13 protein-coding genes are annotated in these 17,874 nt (G+C 53.5%); all 13 read left to right on the plus strand.

The genetic code is table 11. From position 1 onward, the window contains the following. Window position 1: 1 nt before the first annotated feature. The 13 genes from RBT11_16875 to RBT11_16935 all read left to right on the plus strand — a co-directional run bounded on the left by RBT11_16875 (window position 2) and on the right by RBT11_16935 (window position 17,872). Window positions 2-679: a DotU family type IV/VI secretion system protein gene (locus RBT11_16875; protein MDX9788453.1), complete on the plus strand. Its 678-nt coding sequence runs from the start codon at window positions 2-4 to the stop codon at window positions 677-679. Continuing rightward, complete coding sequence (locus RBT11_16880) at window positions 680-4,261, plus strand: type VI secretion protein IcmF/TssM N-terminal domain-containing protein (GenBank protein ID MDX9788454.1); 3,582 nt, start codon at window positions 680-682, stop codon at window positions 4,259-4,261. It abuts the gene before it with no gap. Continuing rightward, window positions 4,246-5,040 (plus strand): type VI secretion system-associated protein TagF, encoded by a 795-nt coding sequence (gene tagF, locus RBT11_16885; GenBank protein ID MDX9788455.1) that lies wholly within the window; start codon window positions 4,246-4,248, stop codon window positions 5,038-5,040. The genes RBT11_16880 and tagF overlap by 16 nt, the downstream gene beginning before the upstream one ends. A 99-nt stretch (window positions 5,041-5,139) precedes the next feature. Further along, complete coding sequence (locus tag RBT11_16890) at window positions 5,140-5,964, plus strand: type VI secretion system accessory protein TagJ (protein MDX9788456.1); 825 nt, start codon at window positions 5,140-5,142, stop codon at window positions 5,962-5,964. Then, entirely contained in the window at window positions 5,961-7,319 is a 1,359-nt protein-coding gene (tssA, locus tag RBT11_16895; GenBank protein MDX9788457.1) for a type VI secretion system protein TssA, read from the plus strand. The genes RBT11_16890 and tssA overlap by 4 nt, the downstream gene beginning before the upstream one ends. An 87-nt stretch (window positions 7,320-7,406) precedes the next feature. Further along, on the plus strand, window positions 7,407-7,934 hold the full coding sequence (tssB, locus tag RBT11_16900; GenBank protein MDX9788458.1) for a type VI secretion system contractile sheath small subunit: 528 nt from the start codon (window positions 7,407-7,409) through the stop codon (window positions 7,932-7,934). Window positions 7,935-7,946: 12 nt separating this feature from the next. Further along, complete coding sequence (tssC, locus tag RBT11_16905) at window positions 7,947-9,443, plus strand: type VI secretion system contractile sheath large subunit (protein MDX9788459.1); 1,497 nt, start codon at window positions 7,947-7,949, stop codon at window positions 9,441-9,443. 48 nt (window positions 9,444-9,491) lie between these two features. Further along, window positions 9,492-9,986 carry a type VI secretion system tube protein Hcp gene (locus tag RBT11_16910; GenBank protein MDX9788460.1) on the plus strand — a complete coding sequence of 165 codons (495 nt, stop codon included), beginning with the start codon at window positions 9,492-9,494 and terminating at the stop codon, window positions 9,984-9,986. 6 nt (window positions 9,987-9,992) lie between these two features. Next, entirely contained in the window at window positions 9,993-10,478 is a 486-nt protein-coding gene (tssE, locus tag RBT11_16915) for a type VI secretion system baseplate subunit TssE (GenBank protein MDX9788461.1), read from the plus strand. A 68-nt stretch (window positions 10,479-10,546) separates the two neighbouring features. Beyond that, window positions 10,547-12,352: a type VI secretion system baseplate subunit TssF gene (gene tssF, locus RBT11_16920; GenBank protein MDX9788462.1), complete on the plus strand. Its 1,806-nt coding sequence runs from the start codon at window positions 10,547-10,549 to the stop codon at window positions 12,350-12,352. Beyond that, window positions 12,316-13,362: a type VI secretion system baseplate subunit TssG gene (gene tssG / locus RBT11_16925; GenBank protein ID MDX9788463.1), complete on the plus strand. Its 1,047-nt coding sequence runs from the start codon at window positions 12,316-12,318 to the stop codon at window positions 13,360-13,362. The genes tssF and tssG overlap by 37 nt, the downstream gene beginning before the upstream one ends. A 67-nt stretch (window positions 13,363-13,429) precedes the next feature. Next, window positions 13,430-16,072: a type VI secretion system ATPase TssH gene (gene tssH / locus RBT11_16930; GenBank protein ID MDX9788464.1), complete on the plus strand. Its 2,643-nt coding sequence runs from the start codon at window positions 13,430-13,432 to the stop codon at window positions 16,070-16,072. A 258-nt stretch (window positions 16,073-16,330) separates the two neighbouring features. After that, window positions 16,331-17,872 (plus strand): type VI secretion system contractile sheath large subunit, encoded by a 1,542-nt coding sequence (locus tag RBT11_16935; GenBank protein MDX9788465.1) that lies wholly within the window; start codon window positions 16,331-16,333, stop codon window positions 17,870-17,872. The last annotated feature ends 2 nt before the right edge of the window (window positions 17,873-17,874 follow it).

The following is a 17,874-nucleotide window of genomic DNA, read 5'->3' on the forward strand; positions in this document are numbered from 1 at the left end:
CATGCGTCTGACGGATTGTTTCATGGAACTGATTGCCTATGTCGCCTATTTTCTGAAAACCGCGGCAAGCAAACAGCCCGCCTATCAGGCGGTAAAAGCTGAAATCGATCGGCTCATATCCAATAGCCAGTTGATTTGTGAAAAGGGCAAATTCGCTCAGGAAGATTACAACCTAGCCAGATTTGCCGTTTTCGCATGGATCGATGAGGCCATTTTGAGTTCCGAATGGAAAGAAAAAAACCGATGGCAAGCCGAGCAATTGCAGCGGGTGTATTACCAGACCACGGATGCGGGCGAGCTTTTCTATGACCGGCTCAACACCGTAGGGCTTCAGCAGCGGGATGTGCGGGAGGTTTATTATTTATGTCTTGCCATGGGATTTACCGGCCGCCACTGTCATGCCGGGGATGAATTTCTTCTGGACCAGCTCAAAAGCTCAAATCTTAAAATTCTCACCGGTAACGCGGCCGGACTGCTCGCCTCTGAAAAAGGCGAGCTTTTTCCCGAAGGCTACGCCGCCGGCACCGGAACCCCCATCGAACGGACATCGGGATTCCGTTTTTCCCTTTTTACGCTTTTCAGCCTGTGTTTTCCGGTAGGTCTTTATTTCCTTTTATTCCTCATATACCGGTTTGTGTTGAGCAACATTGGCGATAACCTGTTTGCGACGGTGCGGTAAATGAAAGCGCTTCTGATAAAAATTCTGAAAGTATGCCTCATTATCAGTGTGGCGATGCTGGGGCTGGCCCTGGTTTTCGGTGGCGTGCTGGTGCTCGGTTGGCCCTGGTGGGTAGGGTTTTTCGTTCTTATCGGATTGGCGGGGCTTGCGGCCGGCATCCTGTTTATTAAAAAATTATTTCAACGCAAGCGGGAACAGCATTTTGTTCAGCAGGTGATTCACCAGGAGGCCGCCTATGTGGCCACCCTGGGAGACAAGGACAAGGAGCGCTCCCGGGAACTTCAGGACCGCTGGAAAGAGGCCATGGATGCGCTGCGAAACTCCCACTTGAAGAAAATGGGAAATCCGCTCTATGTCCTGCCCTGGTATATGATCATCGGTGAAAGCGGCTCCGGCAAGACAACGTCCATTAAAAGCGCCCGGCTTTCCTCGCCCTTCGCGGAGGTCCGGAAAACCTCCGGCATTTCCGGTACCCGCAACTGCGACTGGTGGTTTTTCGAACAGGCCATTATTATCGACACGGCGGGCCGGTATGCCATCCCGGTAGATGAGGGCCGCGACAAGGATGAATGGCAAAGATTCCTCTCCCAATTGGTCAAATTCCGTAAACGGGAACCCTTGAACGGTTTAATTATCACCGTTGCTGCGGATAAGCTACTGTCCGCGGATTCCGAAGCCCTGCTGGCCGACGGTCGCAGCCTTCGGCAACGGATGGATGAACTGATGCGTGTGCTGGGCGCTAAGTTTCCGGTTTACGTCCTGATCACCAAATGCGATTTAATTCAGGGCATGACCCAGTATTGCGACCGATTACCCGAAAAAGCACTCGATCGGGCCATGGGGTTTTTAAATCATGACCTTACATCGGACATCACCACCTTTAACGAGCGAGCCATGCATACCATTGTGGAGCGGCTCAAGGATATTCGGCTTCAGCTCCTTCACCAGCCGGCCGCCGGCAAGGCGGACCCGGCGCTGTTGCTCTTCCCGGAAGAGTTTGAACGCTTAAAATCCAGTTTGTTCGCATTCACCCATGGCGCCTTTCAGGAAAACCCCTATCAGGAAACACCGATTTTAAGGGGGATCTTTTTCAGCAGCGGCCGCCAGGAGGGAAGTCCCTATTCTCATTTTCTGAAAGCCCTCGGCCTGATCGAGGATCGAGACGTGCTGCCGGGTACAAGCAAGGGAATGTTTCTCTTTGATTTTTTCTCCAGAATTCTCCCCAGTGACCGCCGTATCTTCGCCCCCACCCTGCACGCCATTCAATGGAACCGGTTGACCCGAAACCTGGGGCTGACGGCCTGGGTGGCCATTGTCATCGCATTGTGCGGTCTGCTTAGCTTTTCCTTTGTTAAAAATATGCGAATTCTGAAGGAATTTTCTTATGAATTTGCTGAACCACCGGTTCTGCGAGGGGAATTGGTATCGGATGTCATCCTCATGGACCGCTTCAGGGAAACCCTTCTTAAAATGGAAGAAAGAAACCGCGATTGGTGGCTTCCCCGATTCTACCTAAATGAAAGCCAGGAGGTGGAAACCCGAATCAAGACGGCTTATTGCAAGCAATTCGAGGAAGGACTGATCGGCGCCTATGACAAGCGGATGGCCGAGCGAATCGCCGGTTTTTCCGTCACAACCCCGTGCCGGACCTTGGGCCAACACCTGGCGCACATGATTCGCCGCATTAATCTGCTGCAGGCGCGGCTCGCCGGCGCGGACCTGGCAGCCCTTCAGGAAAGGCCGCAGCCGGGATTTGAAACCTTTGCGGCCGAAGAAAACCTTCCCCTGATGCCCGAATTGCAGGACCGCTTGGCGCATCTTTACCAATACGATCTCATCTGGCAGCCGGACCGCAACCGGATCAATCAGGAAAGTATCACCCTGCAAGCCTGGATGAAGCAAATTCTATCGACGAGGCAAAATGATCTGTCCTGCCTCGTCGATATGGTCAATGCGGATCCAAGCCTCAAGGGCCTTACGCTTGCGGACTTTTGGGGCGGCGATCCCGATCCGGCGGACAGCATTGCGATTGCGCCGGCCTATACCCTGAAGGGCAAAGAAGCCATCGATATATTCCTTCAGGAGATCGAAGCGGCCTCACCCGATCCCCTGGTCATTGCCGGCGCAAAACAGGCTTTTCAGCGCGATTATAAAAAAGCCTATCTGGATGCATGGGAAGCTTTCGGCACCCAACTGCCCGAGGGGGTTAACCGGCTTTCCGGAATACCGGATTGGCATCAGATTATTGATCGCATCGGCACGGGTCAGGGACCTTTTTTCTCCTTTCTGGCGCGGATGAAGGACGAAATAGCGCCTTTCTCACAGGACACGGACCGCGCGTGGGTGGGCCTGGTTAATGATTTCGATAGGGCAAAACAAACCGCTGCCGGGCAAGATATGTTGCCGAAAACGGGGCTGCTATCCAAAGCAGCGGAAAAAGGAAAAAGCCTTCTTTCAAAGGTCGAAAAGGCGGCGGACGACACGCAAGCCTCGGCTTTGATTGAATCCAGGCTCACGGCAGCTTCCGCGCTCAGGGACTACCAAAAAGCCCTGGTCGAAATCGTAAAGGCCATCGCCACTCGAAAAGGGGCTTATGAGATAGCCGCGAAAACCTTTGATGAGGAAGCCGCTTCTCCGCCATCGCCCTTTATCCTGACGCAAACCTCGATTCGCACCATGGAGGCAACCCTTCAAAACAGCGCCGGCCAATCGGCCATGTTTTGGGCGCTTGTATCCGGCCCTCACCGGTTTCTCTGGGACTTTGTCCTCCGGGAGACCGCCTGTTACATCGACAAGCTGTGGGAAGAAAAAGTACTGGTTGAAGTCCAGGGCATCAGCGACTCGGAAAGAATCACGGCTGTCGCATTGGGAGAAAAGGGGCCGGCCATGGACTTTGTGAAGGGCCCGATTGCCCCCTTTATTGACCGCAGCCTGAACAAGGGGTTTTATGCCAAAAATGTCCTGGGGCGGGAGATTCAATTTAAAACTGATTTTTTAAGGTATCTTACGCAAGGTACCCGGAAGGTCAGAGCAGCCCAGGCGCGTGCCGCCCGATCGGGAGCAGACGAGGACGTCGTTGCGACACCGCTTGTGTTCAACGGCGGCGTCACGATAAAAGCGCTGCCCACGGATGTTAATCCGGACGCTCACACCCGGCCTCAGGCCACTACCCTGACAGTTAGGTGCGGCAATGAGACCGCCCAGCTCATTAACCTGAACTATCCGGTTCGCAAGGTGTTCGATTGGTCTTCCGAGACCTGTGACGAGGTGGTCTTCACCGTTGAAATCGGCTCGATCGTGCTGACGAAAAGATACAAAGGGAATATGGGGTTTCCATTGTTTCTGAAGGATTTCGGCAACGGCACCCGGCGATTGTATCCCGGGGATTTTCCGCAGAACAAAAGCGCGTTACAACAGGCTAATATTAAGTATATACAGGTCAATTACCAATTTGAAAGGCATTCTCGCGTCCTTTCGTTTTATCAAAAATATCTGGCCGCGAAATCATCTGTGAAAAAAGTGTCCAGGGAACCGAGCACGCCGAAGGTGCCGAGAAATGCCGCTATATGCTGGGATTATTGAAATCCGGGTCCACCTGGAAATGGGCTGCTTTCGGCAAACACCCCGTGGTCGGAGACTATTTTAACGCGGGAGCGAACGACCCGTTTTTTCAGGCCTTTTCCGGGTGGGTTGAAAACGGTTATCGCCAGATAAGCGCCGGGCGCAGGAATGCCAAGAATCTTTACTCCTGGCGCTTTTGGGCCAAGGGCATCCAGAAGGACTCACTGGTGTGCGGTGTGGGCCGGGACAGTTTCGATACGATTGGCCGCCCCTATCCTCTCTTTATCATCGGGACCGGGTTATTGGCGCAATGGCAAAGAAACTGGGAATTATTGCCGTTTGCCTGCGAAACGATCTGGGGGCAGATGGAATATTTGATCACTAAGCGTTATCTGGACTTTTCTCAATTTGAGGATCAAGTTCGCCGGCTTCCGTCGTTGACCGCCGACTGGTCGGCGCTTTCTGCTGAAGAGCGGAATCGCCGTGAGAAAGGGTGTGGTGCGGAAACGCCCGCGCGGGAAGAGATGAACAAAAGCCTTCGTTCACAACTAGGCGCACCGGAATTTCTGATCCCTTTTGACGCTAACGCCTGCCGGGATGCCGTAACGGATGCCGGGATATGGAGTTCGCTGTTAAAGGATCAAGATAAAACCGCGCCAAATGCAACTTTTATCGGCGGGCTGATCGAGAAAAGTTACGTTGCGGTTTTCAAACGGCCTTTGGCCGTACAGGATTTCATTCGGTTGTGGTCCGTGGAAAGCAACACTTCGGTGCCAAACGGAATTCAGCCGTCATTCTGATCCGGCAAAAGCCGGATGCTTGGATGCTGGGAGGCTGGGCGGCTTGGCGGCCAACGACCTTCTCCAGTTCTGATAGAGAGTCTAAAAAGGGGGATTGTTATGACTACCGCCGAACTCATTAAATCCGGCAATCTCGCTGAAGCTCGGAAAAACCTGGTGGAAGAGGTTAAAGCGGCGCCCGCGGATTTGGGGAAACGCACCACCTTCATTCAGGTCCTTTGCTTTTGTGGTGAGTGGGACAAGGCGGAACGTCAGCTGGATGCCATATCCGTGCAGGATCCACAACGGGAAATCAGCGTACAAACCTATAAGAATCTGATTCGGGCGGAAAAAGAGCGACAAAATGTCTTGGCTATGAAAAGCAAACCCGCTTTTCTTCCCAAGACGCCCGGGTATTTCGGTGCGCATTGGGACGTCCTGGCATGCCTATTAAAAGGAGACGCGGAGAAAGCGGAAAACTTGTTTCAGGAAATCGAGTCGCAACGCCCCGGCCTTTCCGGAACCGTAAACGGAATCCCCTTCAAGGGAATTAGCGATACGGACAGTTTTCTTTCTTTTTTTCTCGAAACCATTGTACACGATCGATACATCTGGATACCGTTCGAATCGATACGGGAGTTGACGGTAACCCCGCCCAAAACCCTTTTTGATCTTCTTTGGGTGCCGGGGCGCATCACCACCTGGGATGGATTGACCTTGAACTGTTTTTTACCCGTCGTTTACGGAGAATCATGGGCTCATGCCGACGATACTATCCGAATGGGCCGCATCACCACCTGGACCCAAATGGGCGGCCCCTTTTTAAAAGCTGTGGGACAGCACCTATATGACATCGGCGGCAACGACATGGCGATTCTGGAGATTCAGGAAATGGTGTTTAATCCACCGACGGACCGCACTGAAGGGAGGATGAGCGACATATGAGCATCGACATCAACGCCATACTCACTCCGATTCCCGGTGAGACCCCGGCTGGGGAAAATCTTCGGTATACGGATGTTTACAGCGACATCAAGGAAGCCAGAAGATCCGATGACCTGCTGGACAAGGGTGAATGGCAGCATGAGGTAAAAACCTCGGACTGGGCGAAAGTCGAAAGGTTAGCCGCTTCCGCCCTTACCGAAAAGACAAAAGATCTGCAAATCGCCATCTGGTTGACCGAGGCGCTGATTAAAAATGACGGGTTTTCGGGTCTAACGGCCGGTCTGGAGGTCATTAACGCTCTTCTGACACATTTCTGGGAGCATCTTTACCCTGAAATGGATGAAGGAGACCTCGATTTTCGGGCCGCACCGATCGAATTTTTAAATGAAAAACTATGCATTGCACTGAAAGAAATTGCGGTCACGGACCCTCGCAACACCCCCGGTTATTCCTGGCTCAAATGGCAGGAATCCCGCCAGGTGGGATCCGAGGAAAGCCTGCGAAACCAGTGGGGCGATATCGATGAATCCCGCAAACAGGCTAGGGATCAGAAAATTGCCGAGGGAAAAATCACCATCGAAGATTTTGACGGCGCTGTCGCACGATCTTCGGCGGCCTTTTACATCAGCCTTCTGACGTCCATTGATAAGAGCCGTAACGCATTTAAAACCTTTGACCGGTTGCTGGATGAAACCTTCGGAAACGAAGCGCCCCGATTGGCTGAATTCAGATCCGCCCTGGACGATTGTTATGAGTTGGTCGCCAAACTCCATAAAGAAAAGGTACCCTATGAACCGGTGCCCGACCGGCCACCCGAGTCGGCCGAAACACTGTCAACAGTGGAAGAACCAACCCCGGAACCTCCTGCCGCCGCCGATATAGCAGTAACGGAACGGAGAAATACCGATCCATTGCCGATCAGCACCGATAACATCGCTTCCATTTCTCATCTGAATCCGATATCCGACCTGCCGGCGGAAGTCTTGTGGAATGAGGCGCTTCAAATTCTGACAAACGCCGGCATCAAAACCGCCCTCACGCAATTGATGAGCGCGGCTTGCAGCGCCCCTTCGATTCGGGAAAAAAACAGATACCGGCTCATCATCGCCAAACTCTGCCTTCGCGCAAACCGACTGGACCTGGCTCGCCCGATCGCAGAAGAACTTTACACCTTGATAGAAGCGCTGAATCTGGAAAAATGGGAGTCGCCCGTCTGGATCGGCGAAGTGATCGACACCCTTTATCAATGTTTAACAAAGGCGGAGGATGCCTCGGATAATGTCCAGAGAGCCGGGGAACTTCTGGAAAGGCTTTGCCGAACCGATGTGACCAAGGCCATGAGTTATAACGTGTAAATCGGCGAAAGCATAACGTCAGCGTTTATCCTTCGAAAGAATTCTTAATAGGATTTCAAACAAACCGGCTAAAAGGAGGAACATACCATGGCTAGAGAAAGTACGCAGCACAAACTTGACAGGGTGCGATCTCCCAGGGTTCACATCACCTATGATGTGGAAATCGGGGACGCCATCGAGATGAAGGAAATTCCCTTTGTTGTCGGTGTTATCGGTGATTATTCCGGCAAACCGGAAGAACCGCTGCCCAAATTGATGGATCGAAAATTCGTTGAAATCGACCGGGATAATTTTGACAATGTTCTGTCGGGTATGAAACCGCGCCTTACCTTTCAGGTTGACAATAAAATCACCGACGACAACACACAGATGGGTGTTGAACTGAATTTCAGATCGTTGGAGGATTTTCATCCCGAGCGGGTGGCCGAACAAATCGAGCCGTTGCGAAAACTGGTGGAAGCCCGAAGCCGGCTTTCGGATCTGGTCACCAAGCTTGACGGAAACGACAAGCTCGAAGCGCTTCTTCAGGAAGCTATCAGCAGCACCGACGGCATTGCGGCGCTCGGTAAAGCAGCCGGCGTGGATAAAACCAAAGACGGTAAAACCGACGAATAAAGGGGGGGACCCATGACGGATAAAGAAACGCAAGCCCAATCGGGAGCCGCAGGGGCTACCGTGGTTGAAGAAGAAAAAAGCCTGCTGGATAAAATCATCGATGACGGCCGCATGGTCCGGGATGAAGGCAAACGGCAATGGGCAAAAAATCTTCTGGGAGAATTCGCGGCTCAGATTATGGAGGGCACCATGACGGTTTCAAAGGACACCGTCGCCATGATCAATGCCAGAATCGCCCAGATCGATCACCTGCTTTCAAAGCAGCTCAATGAAGTCATGCATCATCCCGATTTCCAGAAACTCGAGGGGTCCTGGCGCGGACTGAACTATCTGGTCCAGCAAAGTGAAACCGGCGCGTCACTGAAAATTCGGGTGATGAACGTATCGAAAAAAGACCTGCTCAAGGACATGGAAAAAGCAAGCGAATTTGACCAGTCTGCGCTTTTCAAGAAAATCTACGAAGAGGAATTCGGCATGTTCGGCGGCGCCGCTTACGGCGCGCTGATCGGAGACTATGAATTTCAAAATCATCCCCAGGACCTGACGCTGCTCGAGGAGATTTCCCATGTGGCGGCTGCAGCCCACGCACCCTTCATTTCCGCGGCCTCGCCCAAGATGTTCAATTTTGACAGCTTTACGGAGCTCGGCGGTCCCAGGGATTTAACCAAAATATTTCAAAGCACGGAATACGCCAAATGGAAATCCTTCCGGGATTCGGATGACGCCAAATACGTGGGGCTTGCGATGCCGCATATTCTGATGCGGCTGCCCTACGGTCAGGCAAACGTACCCGTTGAAAAATTCAATTATGAGGAAGCCGTGGACGGCACCGACCATAGCAAGTACTTGTGGGGAAACGCCGCCTACGCGCTCGGTACGCGATTAACGAGCGCTTTTGCCAAATATCACTGGTGTGCGGCCATTCGCGGCGTTGAAGGCGGCGGGCTGGTCGAAGGGCTGCCGGTGCATACCTTCAGAACCGATGAGGGGGATGTCGCCCTTAAGTGTCCCACTGAAATCGCGATTACGGACCGGCGTGAAAAAGAGCTTGCCGATAACGGGTTTATTCCCCTGGTTCATTGCAAGGGAACCGATTACGCGGCGTTTTTCAGCACGCAGACTGCCAATAAACCCCGAAAGTACGACACGGATTTTGCCAACGCCAATGCACGGCTTTCCTCGCAGCTTCAGTACATTCTGGCTGTTTCCAGATTTGCCCATTACCTGAAGGCCATGATGCGCGATAAAATCGGCAGCTTCATGAGCCGTCAAAACGCGGAGGATTTTCTGAACCGATGGATCGCCAATTATGTTCTCCTGGATGATAATGCGGGCCAGGATGCCAAGGCTAGCCACCCGCTGCGGGAAGCCAGAATCGATGTGTCGGAAATTCCCGGTAAGCCGGGCGCATACCGGGCCGTATCTTTTCTAAGACCGCATTATCAGTTGGATGAATTAACCGTATCCTTACGACTGGTGGCCGAATTGCCGCCGCCCGCAAAAGGGTAATCGCATGCACCAATCATATAACCCGCAAATAAAAGGAGGATTTCACCCATGGCATTTGACTGTTTTCTCAAAATAGATGGCATTCCCGGTGAGAGCACCGACGATAAGCACAAAGACTGGATCGAGCTGCTCTCGTATAGCCACGGGGTCTCACAACCCGCGTCCGGCTCCATCAGCAGCGGCGGCGGCAGAAGCGCCGAGCGGTGCGATCATGAGCCTTTTTCCGTCGTAAAAACCCTTGACAAGGCGTCGCCGAAACTGGCCCTGTTTTGCTCCGACGGTCGCCACATTAAAGATATCAAGGTGGAGTTGTGCCGGGCGGGCGGTGACAAGGTAAAGTACATGGAATATCTCATGTCGGATGTGATCGTCAGCAGCGTACGCCCAGGAGGCTCCTCTCAAGGCAGTGAACCGCTCCCGCTTGAAGAAGTTTCCTTTGCTTACAGCAAGATAGAATGGACCTATACGGGGACCGATAAGGCGGGAAAACCCATGGGCGACGTGAAAGCCTACTGGGATCTGAAAACCAACAAGGGAGGCTGATCCTAATTGGCCCGGTGGGAAAACGACCGTCATAACCTTCGCACCTCCATTCTGGACAGGCTCGTGGACGAGACGCCCGGCGTTTCGGGCGAGTCTGTTCAGGACCGGGTGCTAAGTGTGGCGCAAATCAGAGCGTCGGTTATGCAGGATCTTGAGCAGCTCCTCAATTCCCGGCGTCGAATCCTGCAACCGGCAACAGGCTATCCGGAAGTGATTAATTCGCTGTATGCTTACGGCGTTGCCGACTTTACGGCCTCAAATCCGAAAAGCATCGCGGTTCAGCAGCAATTAAGGCGGGATATCGAAAAGACCATCGCCAGGTTTGAGCCGCGCCTGAAAAATGTTCGGGTCCATCTTGAAACCGCGGGTCAGAGCCATCGCCAGCTTCGGTTTCGAATCACCGCCATGCTGGTGGTCGAACCGATCAGTGAGCCGATATCCTTTGACACGTTTTTTGATATGAACCGGAGCGAGTGCATTATCTCAAAATAAGTTGTTCGAAGCATACCGGCCCAATTCTTAAATCATAACGAGTGAAGCGCAGCGCAAAATGATATGACATGGAAGATAAATTGTTAACTTATTATGAGCGGGAATTGACGTTCATCCGTGAGATGGGGGCGGAGTTTGCCCAAAAGTATCCCAAAATCGCGGGACGATTGCTGCTGGAGCCGGATAAATGCGAAGATCCGCACACCGAGCGGCTAATCGAGGCCTTTGCCTTTTTAAGCGGCCGCATTCATAAAAAAATCGATGACGATTTTCCCGAGATCACCGAATCGTTGCTGAGCATCGTTTTTCCGCATTATATCAATCCCATACCTTCTATGTCGATTGTGAGGTTCGATCCGATTCTGCAAAACATTCCCCCATCGGGGTATTCAATCGAAAAAGGCACGAAGCTTTATTCCAAACCGGTGGGCGGCGTCCCTTGTCAGTTCCGAACCAGCCAGCCGGTTACGCTCTGGCCCATAGCCGTGTCCGATGCCGGCATGGAAGATCCCAAGCAACTCAAAAAAGGCGCCCAAAAGGCGATCGGTATTCGGCTTAACACGTATAACAAAGTCAGTTTTAACCAGCTGTCGTGGCAATCCCTTCGGTTTTATCTCAATGGGCCGTCCCAGCATATTTTTAACCTGTATGAGCTTATTTTTAATCATACGTGTCATGTGGAATGCGAAACCACCACGGCACAGGGTAAACCCCTCGAAATCGACCTTCCCGTGTCCGCCATTAAACCGGTGGGATTTAATCTGGATGAAGAATCCCTGCCGCTGCCACGCCGCTCTTTTCCAGGCTATCTTCTGCTGTTGGAATACTTTTTCTTTCCGGAAAAATTTCTTTATTTTGATCTGACGGGCCTGGAAAAACTTCGCAACGAAAATATCTCCGACGAAATGACGATCAGAATTTATCTGAACCGGAACGTTAAATCCAATATCGTGATCAATAAAGACACGTTTCACTTAAATACGGCACCCGTCGTCAACCTCTTTACCCGCATCGCCGAACCCATCCGCTATGAGCAGCAAAAGACCGAATACCGCGTGGTTCCGGACGTCCGGCGGCAGGAAGCCATGGAAATATTCTCCGTGGACCGGGTGACCGCCAGCGCTCCGGATCAACCGGGCAAACCAATAGAATACAAACCGTTTTATTCGATACGCCATCATTTGGGAGAAGGGACGTTGCAAGAACGCCGCGCCTTCTGGCATCTTCAGCGCCGCAGCTCGGGCCGAAAAGAAGACCAGGGAACGGAAGTTTTTCTATCCTTCGCGGATCTTGACTTCAAGCCGACCGACCCGGGCGTTGAAATTCTCAACGTTCACACCACCTGCCTGAATCGGGATTTGCCGGCTCGGCTGCCTTTCGGCGACCGCAATGGTGATTTTGATCTGGAAACCGCCGCGCCGGTCGCACGCATACATTGTCTTGTCAAACCGACCCCCGTTCACCGGCCGCCCAGGGGAGGCGCGCTGCAATGGCGCATGATCTCTCATCTGTCATTGAACTATCTTTCTCTCGTAAGCGAGGGGGAAGGGGCGTTGCGGGAAATTCTCAGGTTATATGACTTCGACGACTCGCCGACCACCCGGCAGCAAATCAACGGCCTCGTATCGGTCGATTCACAACACATCACCCGGCGTATCGGCCATTCGTTTTGCCGTGGTATGGGTGTCACCATCACCTTTGACGAAGATAAATATGTGGGGACGGGTCTTTACCTGTTCGCCTGCGTACTGGAACGGTTTCTGGCTCAGTATGTGAGCGTTAACTCATTTTCACAATTGACGGCCAAGGCCATACAGAGAAGTGAGACGATAAAGCAGTGGGCGCCCCGAAGCGGTCATCGAATATTACTATAAAAGAACGCCTTTTTGAAGAATTCTTCAATTTCTCCTTTTACAAGGCGGTCCATCTTCTGGAAACCCTGGCGCCGGGAAAAAGGCCGCTGGGTCAAACGCCGGAACCGGACAGGGAGGCCGTACGCTTTTCAGTTAAGCCCGGCATTCTTTTTCCGGCCAGTGATATTGCGGGGTTGAAAGAAACTCCGGGGGAAAATGCACCCACCAGCATGCAAATTGCTTTCATGGGCCTCATCGGGCCTTCGGGCGTGCTTCCCTATTGGTATAATGAGCTGGCTCAAAGGAGAAATCTGGAGAAAGATTTTACACTGACGTCTTTTTTCGATCTCTTTCATCACCGGCTGATTTCCCTTTTCTACCTGGCATGGAAGAAACACCGCTTTCCTGAAAATTATGTCCCCGGCGCCAATGATCGGCTGTCGCGGTATTTACTGAGCCTTGCCGGGCTGGGAACCCCCGGACTGACCCGCATGATCGGTCTTCCGGAAGAATCGATCGTTTTTTACAGCGGGTTGCTGGCCAGACCGATGGCCGCCGCCGTTTCCATTGAAGCCACCGTGGCCTATCTGGCAGGAACCCGCGTATTTCTCGATCAATTCATCGATCGGCTCTTGCCGCTTGAGCCCGAAGACCGGACCCGGCTCGGCGCCGCCAACGCCCGTCTCGGAGAAGATGCCGTCTGCGGCAGCCATGTATGGGAAAGCCAGACAAAATTCCGGGTCAATTTAGGGCCCATGACCTTGGTTGAATTTCTAAGATTTATTCCGTCCGGAGACATGATTCGACCTATTTTCGCGCTGGTTCGTTACATGGTAGGCGCGGAATTTGAATTTGAAATCAGAATCTATTTGAAACGGGAAGAAGTGCCGCCGTGCATTCTGGGGGATTCGTCCCCCGCCGGCCCCAAACTGGGATGGACGACCTGGCTTTCAGCGCCCGGAGCAACGTTCAGCCGGAATCCGAACCTGACGTTTCAGGAGAAAGACATTCGAAGCAGAAAGTCCGTTTAACCGGTGAGGCGGCAACGGGCCAACAGCTTTCAGGAATTAACCGCCAACGCACAAAAGGAGTGTTATCATGCCGAGTTCAAACCTCAAGTCCCTTATCGGAAAACTCAATCGTACCTGCCGAAGCGCGCTTGAATCGGCAGCGGGCTTATGCCTCTCCCAAACGCACTATGAGGTGGACATCGAGCATTTCCTGATGAAGCTGATGGAACTTCCGGATACCGATCTTCAGAAAATTCTTCGGCATTTCGAGATCAATGACACCCGGCTCACCGCTGATCTCAGCCGCGCCATGGAAAGCTTTAAAACCGGAAATGCCCGAACGCCTGCGCTTTCGCCGCAAATTCCCAAACTGGTTCAGGCGGCCTGGCTGGCCGCGTCGGTCGACTATCAGGCCGCAGCCGTGCGTTCCGGTCATATTCTGCTCGCCCTGTTGAGCGATGAAGAGATGCGGCGGGTAATCACCACCAGCTCGGACATCCTCAAAAAAGTGTCCGTTGAGGCCTTGAGTCAACAGTTCATGGACATCATATCCGGCTCGGTCGAGGATAAAGAGGCGGCCTCAACGGGTGCTCCGGCCGGCGCGCCAGCGCGTCCCGGCGGCCCCGCCGGCACCAAAGCCCTGGACCAGTACACGATCAACCTCACCGACCGGGCCAAAAAAGGCGAAATCGATCCGGTTCTGGGCCGGGATTTTGAAATTCGGCAAATGGTGGACATTCTGATCCGGCGGCGCCAGAACAACCCGATTCTCACGGGCGAGGCAGGCGTGGGCAAAACCGCCGTGGTGGAAGGCTTTGCCTTACGGATTGTGGAAGGCGATGTGCCGCCGATTCTTCAGAATGTCACCCTTCACACCCTGGACCTGGGCCTGTTGCAAGCCGGCGCCGGCATCAAGGGAGAATTTGAAAACAGGCTCAAATCGGTCATTGATGAAGTAAAGGCATCCCCTGTCCCCATCATTCTGTTCATTGATGAAGCCCATACCCTGATCGGCGCGGGCGGCGCCGCGGGCGCGGGAGACGCAGCCAACTTGTTAAAACCCGCACTTGCCCGCGGCGAGCTGCGCACCATCGCGGCCACGACCTGGGCGGAATACAAGAAATATTTTGAAAAGGACGCAGCTCTCGCCCGAAGGTTTCAGGTCGTCAAAGTGGAAGAGCCGGACGAGGAAAAAGCCATGGTCATGATGCGCGCCATCGGCCCTTTTCTGGAGAAGCATCATAAGGTCATGATCACCGATGCGGCGCTGCTCGATGCGGTCCGATTGTCCCACCGGTATCTCGTGGGCCGCCAGTTGCCGGATAAGGCCGTGAGCGTTCTGGATACGGCCTGCGCGCGGGTAGCCATCGGCCTGACTACTCAGCCGCCCGCACTCGAAGCAGCCACCCGCCTGATCGGACAAATCGAACGGGAAGCCAAACTGCTTACACGCGAATCCCTCGTCGGCAAGGATCACGACGCACGCCTTGAAGAGCTGACAAAAGAAAAAACGGAAACTCAGGCCAACATCGATGCCATGACCGAAAAATGGCAAAAAGAGATGAATGTGGCCACAAAGATTCGCAATCTGCGGCTTGATATTCAACAATGCCACGAGACGGACCCCGCCGATGAAAAGGGCCTCATCGAAAAACAAACCGCATTGAAATCACTCGAAACCGAGCTGAAGGAAGTACAGGGGGATTCGCCCCTGGTTCAGATCGCGGTCGATTCCGACATTATTTCAGAAGTTATTTCCGGGTGGACCGGCATTCCCACCGGCCGCATGCTGGCCGATGAAATCACCACCGTGCTGAATATGAACACCCTGCTCGGTGAGCGGATTATCGGGCAGGATCATGCACTATCGGCCGTGGGACAGATGATTCAAATCGCGCACGCGGGCATCGAAGATCCATCCAAGCCCACAGCGGTCTTTATGTTCGTCGGCCCGAGCGGGGTCGGAAAGACCGAAACCGCACTGGCCCTTTCGGAACTTCTCTACGGCGGAGAGCAAAATGTCATCACCATCAACATGAGTGAATATCAGGAATCCCACACGGTCTCGGGGTTAAAAGGCTCTCCTCCCGGCTACGTGGGATACGGCGAAGGGGGCGTTTTGACCGAAGCGGTCCGAAAGCGCCCCTACAGTGTCGTGCTTCTGGACGAGGTGGAAAAAGCCCATCCGGATGTCATGGAGCTTTTTTACCAGGTCTTTGACAAAGGCACCCTGGAAGATGGTGAGGGCCGTCTGATTGATTTTAAAAACACGGTCATTATCCTGACCTCCAATCTCGGTACGGACACCATCATGAAGCTTTGCGCGGACGAGGAAACCGCACCCGGTCCGCAGGCATTGGCCGAAACCTTGCGTCCCGAGCTGCAGAAGCATTTTAAACCGGCATTTTTAGGCCGATTGAAAGTCGTGCCCTATTACCCCATTACGGACAAGATTATGCGCAGAATCGTTCAGCTCAAGCTCAACCGGATCGCCAAGCGAATGCGGAACAATCGCAACATTGAATTCGTCTACGAGCCGGATCTGATCGAATCCATTGCGCGCCGGTGCACGGAGGTGGACAGCGGCGCCAGAAACGCCGATCATATTCTGACCAACACCCTGCTGCCGGATCTGTCCAAAGAGATTCTTTCCAGAATGGCGGCCGGAGAGCAGCTCAGCAAGGTCTCGGTCAAGATAAAAGAAGACGGGTTTGTGTTTGAGATTGTATAGGTGATATCTCATAGCTCATAGCTGATAGCTCATAGCTGATAGCTCATAGCTGATAGCTGATAGCTCATAGCTGATAGCTGATAGCTCATTGCTGATGGCTATTTTCGCATTCATCAATACCAGATTGGACCTTTTATCAGAAACATGCACGCTGTTGCGTGTATATTCGCCGAAGGTGAAAGATGGCTTTTATGCATCCCAGCATCCCAGCATCCCAGCATTCCAGCATCCGGCTTTGCCGGGTTAGGAGGATTTCCCATGACGGAGACCATATCGTTCGGAGAACTCGACTTCAGGCTCGTTTCCGGAATGAACGAGAACCGGGGACAACGAACGCCCGAAACACCGTTTCAAATTGCCGTGCTGGGGGATTTTTCCGGCCGAACGCAACGCGGCCTGATGGAAATCGGCGCGTCCCTGGCAGAGCGTAAGGTGCTGCCAGTCGACCGGGACAATATTGATGCGATGCTCGCCCGGCTGAAGGTTCAAATTTTTCTTCCGGCTGCCGATTCCGCCGATGCGCCGGAAATGCTCTCCTTTACGGAACTGGACGACTTTCACCCGGATCGAATTTATTCAAAGCTCGCGTTGTTCCAGGCCCTGCAGGCGGCCCGGAAAAAAGCGGATGATCCCAAGGCCTTCGCTGAATCGCTCGGCAAATTAGCTGCCAAAAACAAGTCCGTTCAACCCGAGCCGCCCCCCCCGCCCAAAGTGTCCTCCACGTCGGATTTTCTGGATCAGGTACTCGATGCCACCGGTCACGCCCCGGAGGAAAGAAAAACCGCGCCACGGCTTGAAACCCAATGGGACCGGTTTCTTCAAAAACTGGTTGCGCCCCATACCCAGCCGGACACCACCGTGCTACGCACGGACTTAAAAGCCAAGCTGGATACGGCCGCCGGCGACATGATGCGCGCACTGCTTCACTATCCGGCGTTTCAGCAACTGGAGGCCATCTGGCGGACGCTGGCCTTTCTGGTTTCCCGGGTCGAAACGGACGAAACCCTTCGCATATGTCTCATCGACGTCAGCAAGGAAGAAATTGCAGCCGACGTGCGGTCGGCCGAAAATCTTCGCAACACCGGCATCTACAAGCTATTGGTTGAAAAATCGGTGTTGACGCCGGGTGCTTATCCTTGGTCCCTTCTCTTGGGAATGTACAGCTTCGGACCGAATGCTTCGGATCTGGAGACCTTGGGCCGTATGGCCAAAATCGCGCACCATTCCGGCGCCCCATTTCTCTCGGGCGCCGATGTGCGGCTGCTTGGGTGCCCTTCCCTGTTCCAGCTTCCGGACCCGTCGGCCTGGCCCGGATTGCCGCCGGAAGCCGATGCCGCCTGGAGCAGGCTCAGACGCTTACCGGAGGCCTGCTGGCTGGGGCTGGCGCTTCCCCGCTTTCTCCTGCGGCTTCCCTACGGCGCGAACACAGACCCGACGGAGCGGTTTGATTTTGAGGAAATGCCTGAAAAGCCTTGCCATGATGAGTATTTATGGGGCAACCCGGCCGTTGTATGTGCTTTTTTGCTGGCAAATGCCTTCAGCCGCGATAAATGGCAATTGCGGCCCGGCACGTTCCAGGATGTAGAGCGGCTTGCCCTTCACATCACCACAAAAGCAGGAGAAACCATCACGCAGCCGTGCGCTGAAGTCCTTTTGACGGAGCGGACGGCCCTGAAAATTCTCGACACGGGCCTGATGCCGCTCGTCTCGTTTAAAGATCAGGATATGGCCCGACTCGTCCGTTTTCAGTCCATCGCACAGCCCGCCACGCAACTGGCCGGCCCCTGGCAGGAGGCATGACG

It is taken from the genome of Desulfobacterales bacterium, assembly GCA_034003325.1.
Classification (GTDB): Bacteria; Desulfobacterota; Desulfobacteria; order Desulfobacterales; family JAFDDL01; genus JAVEYW01.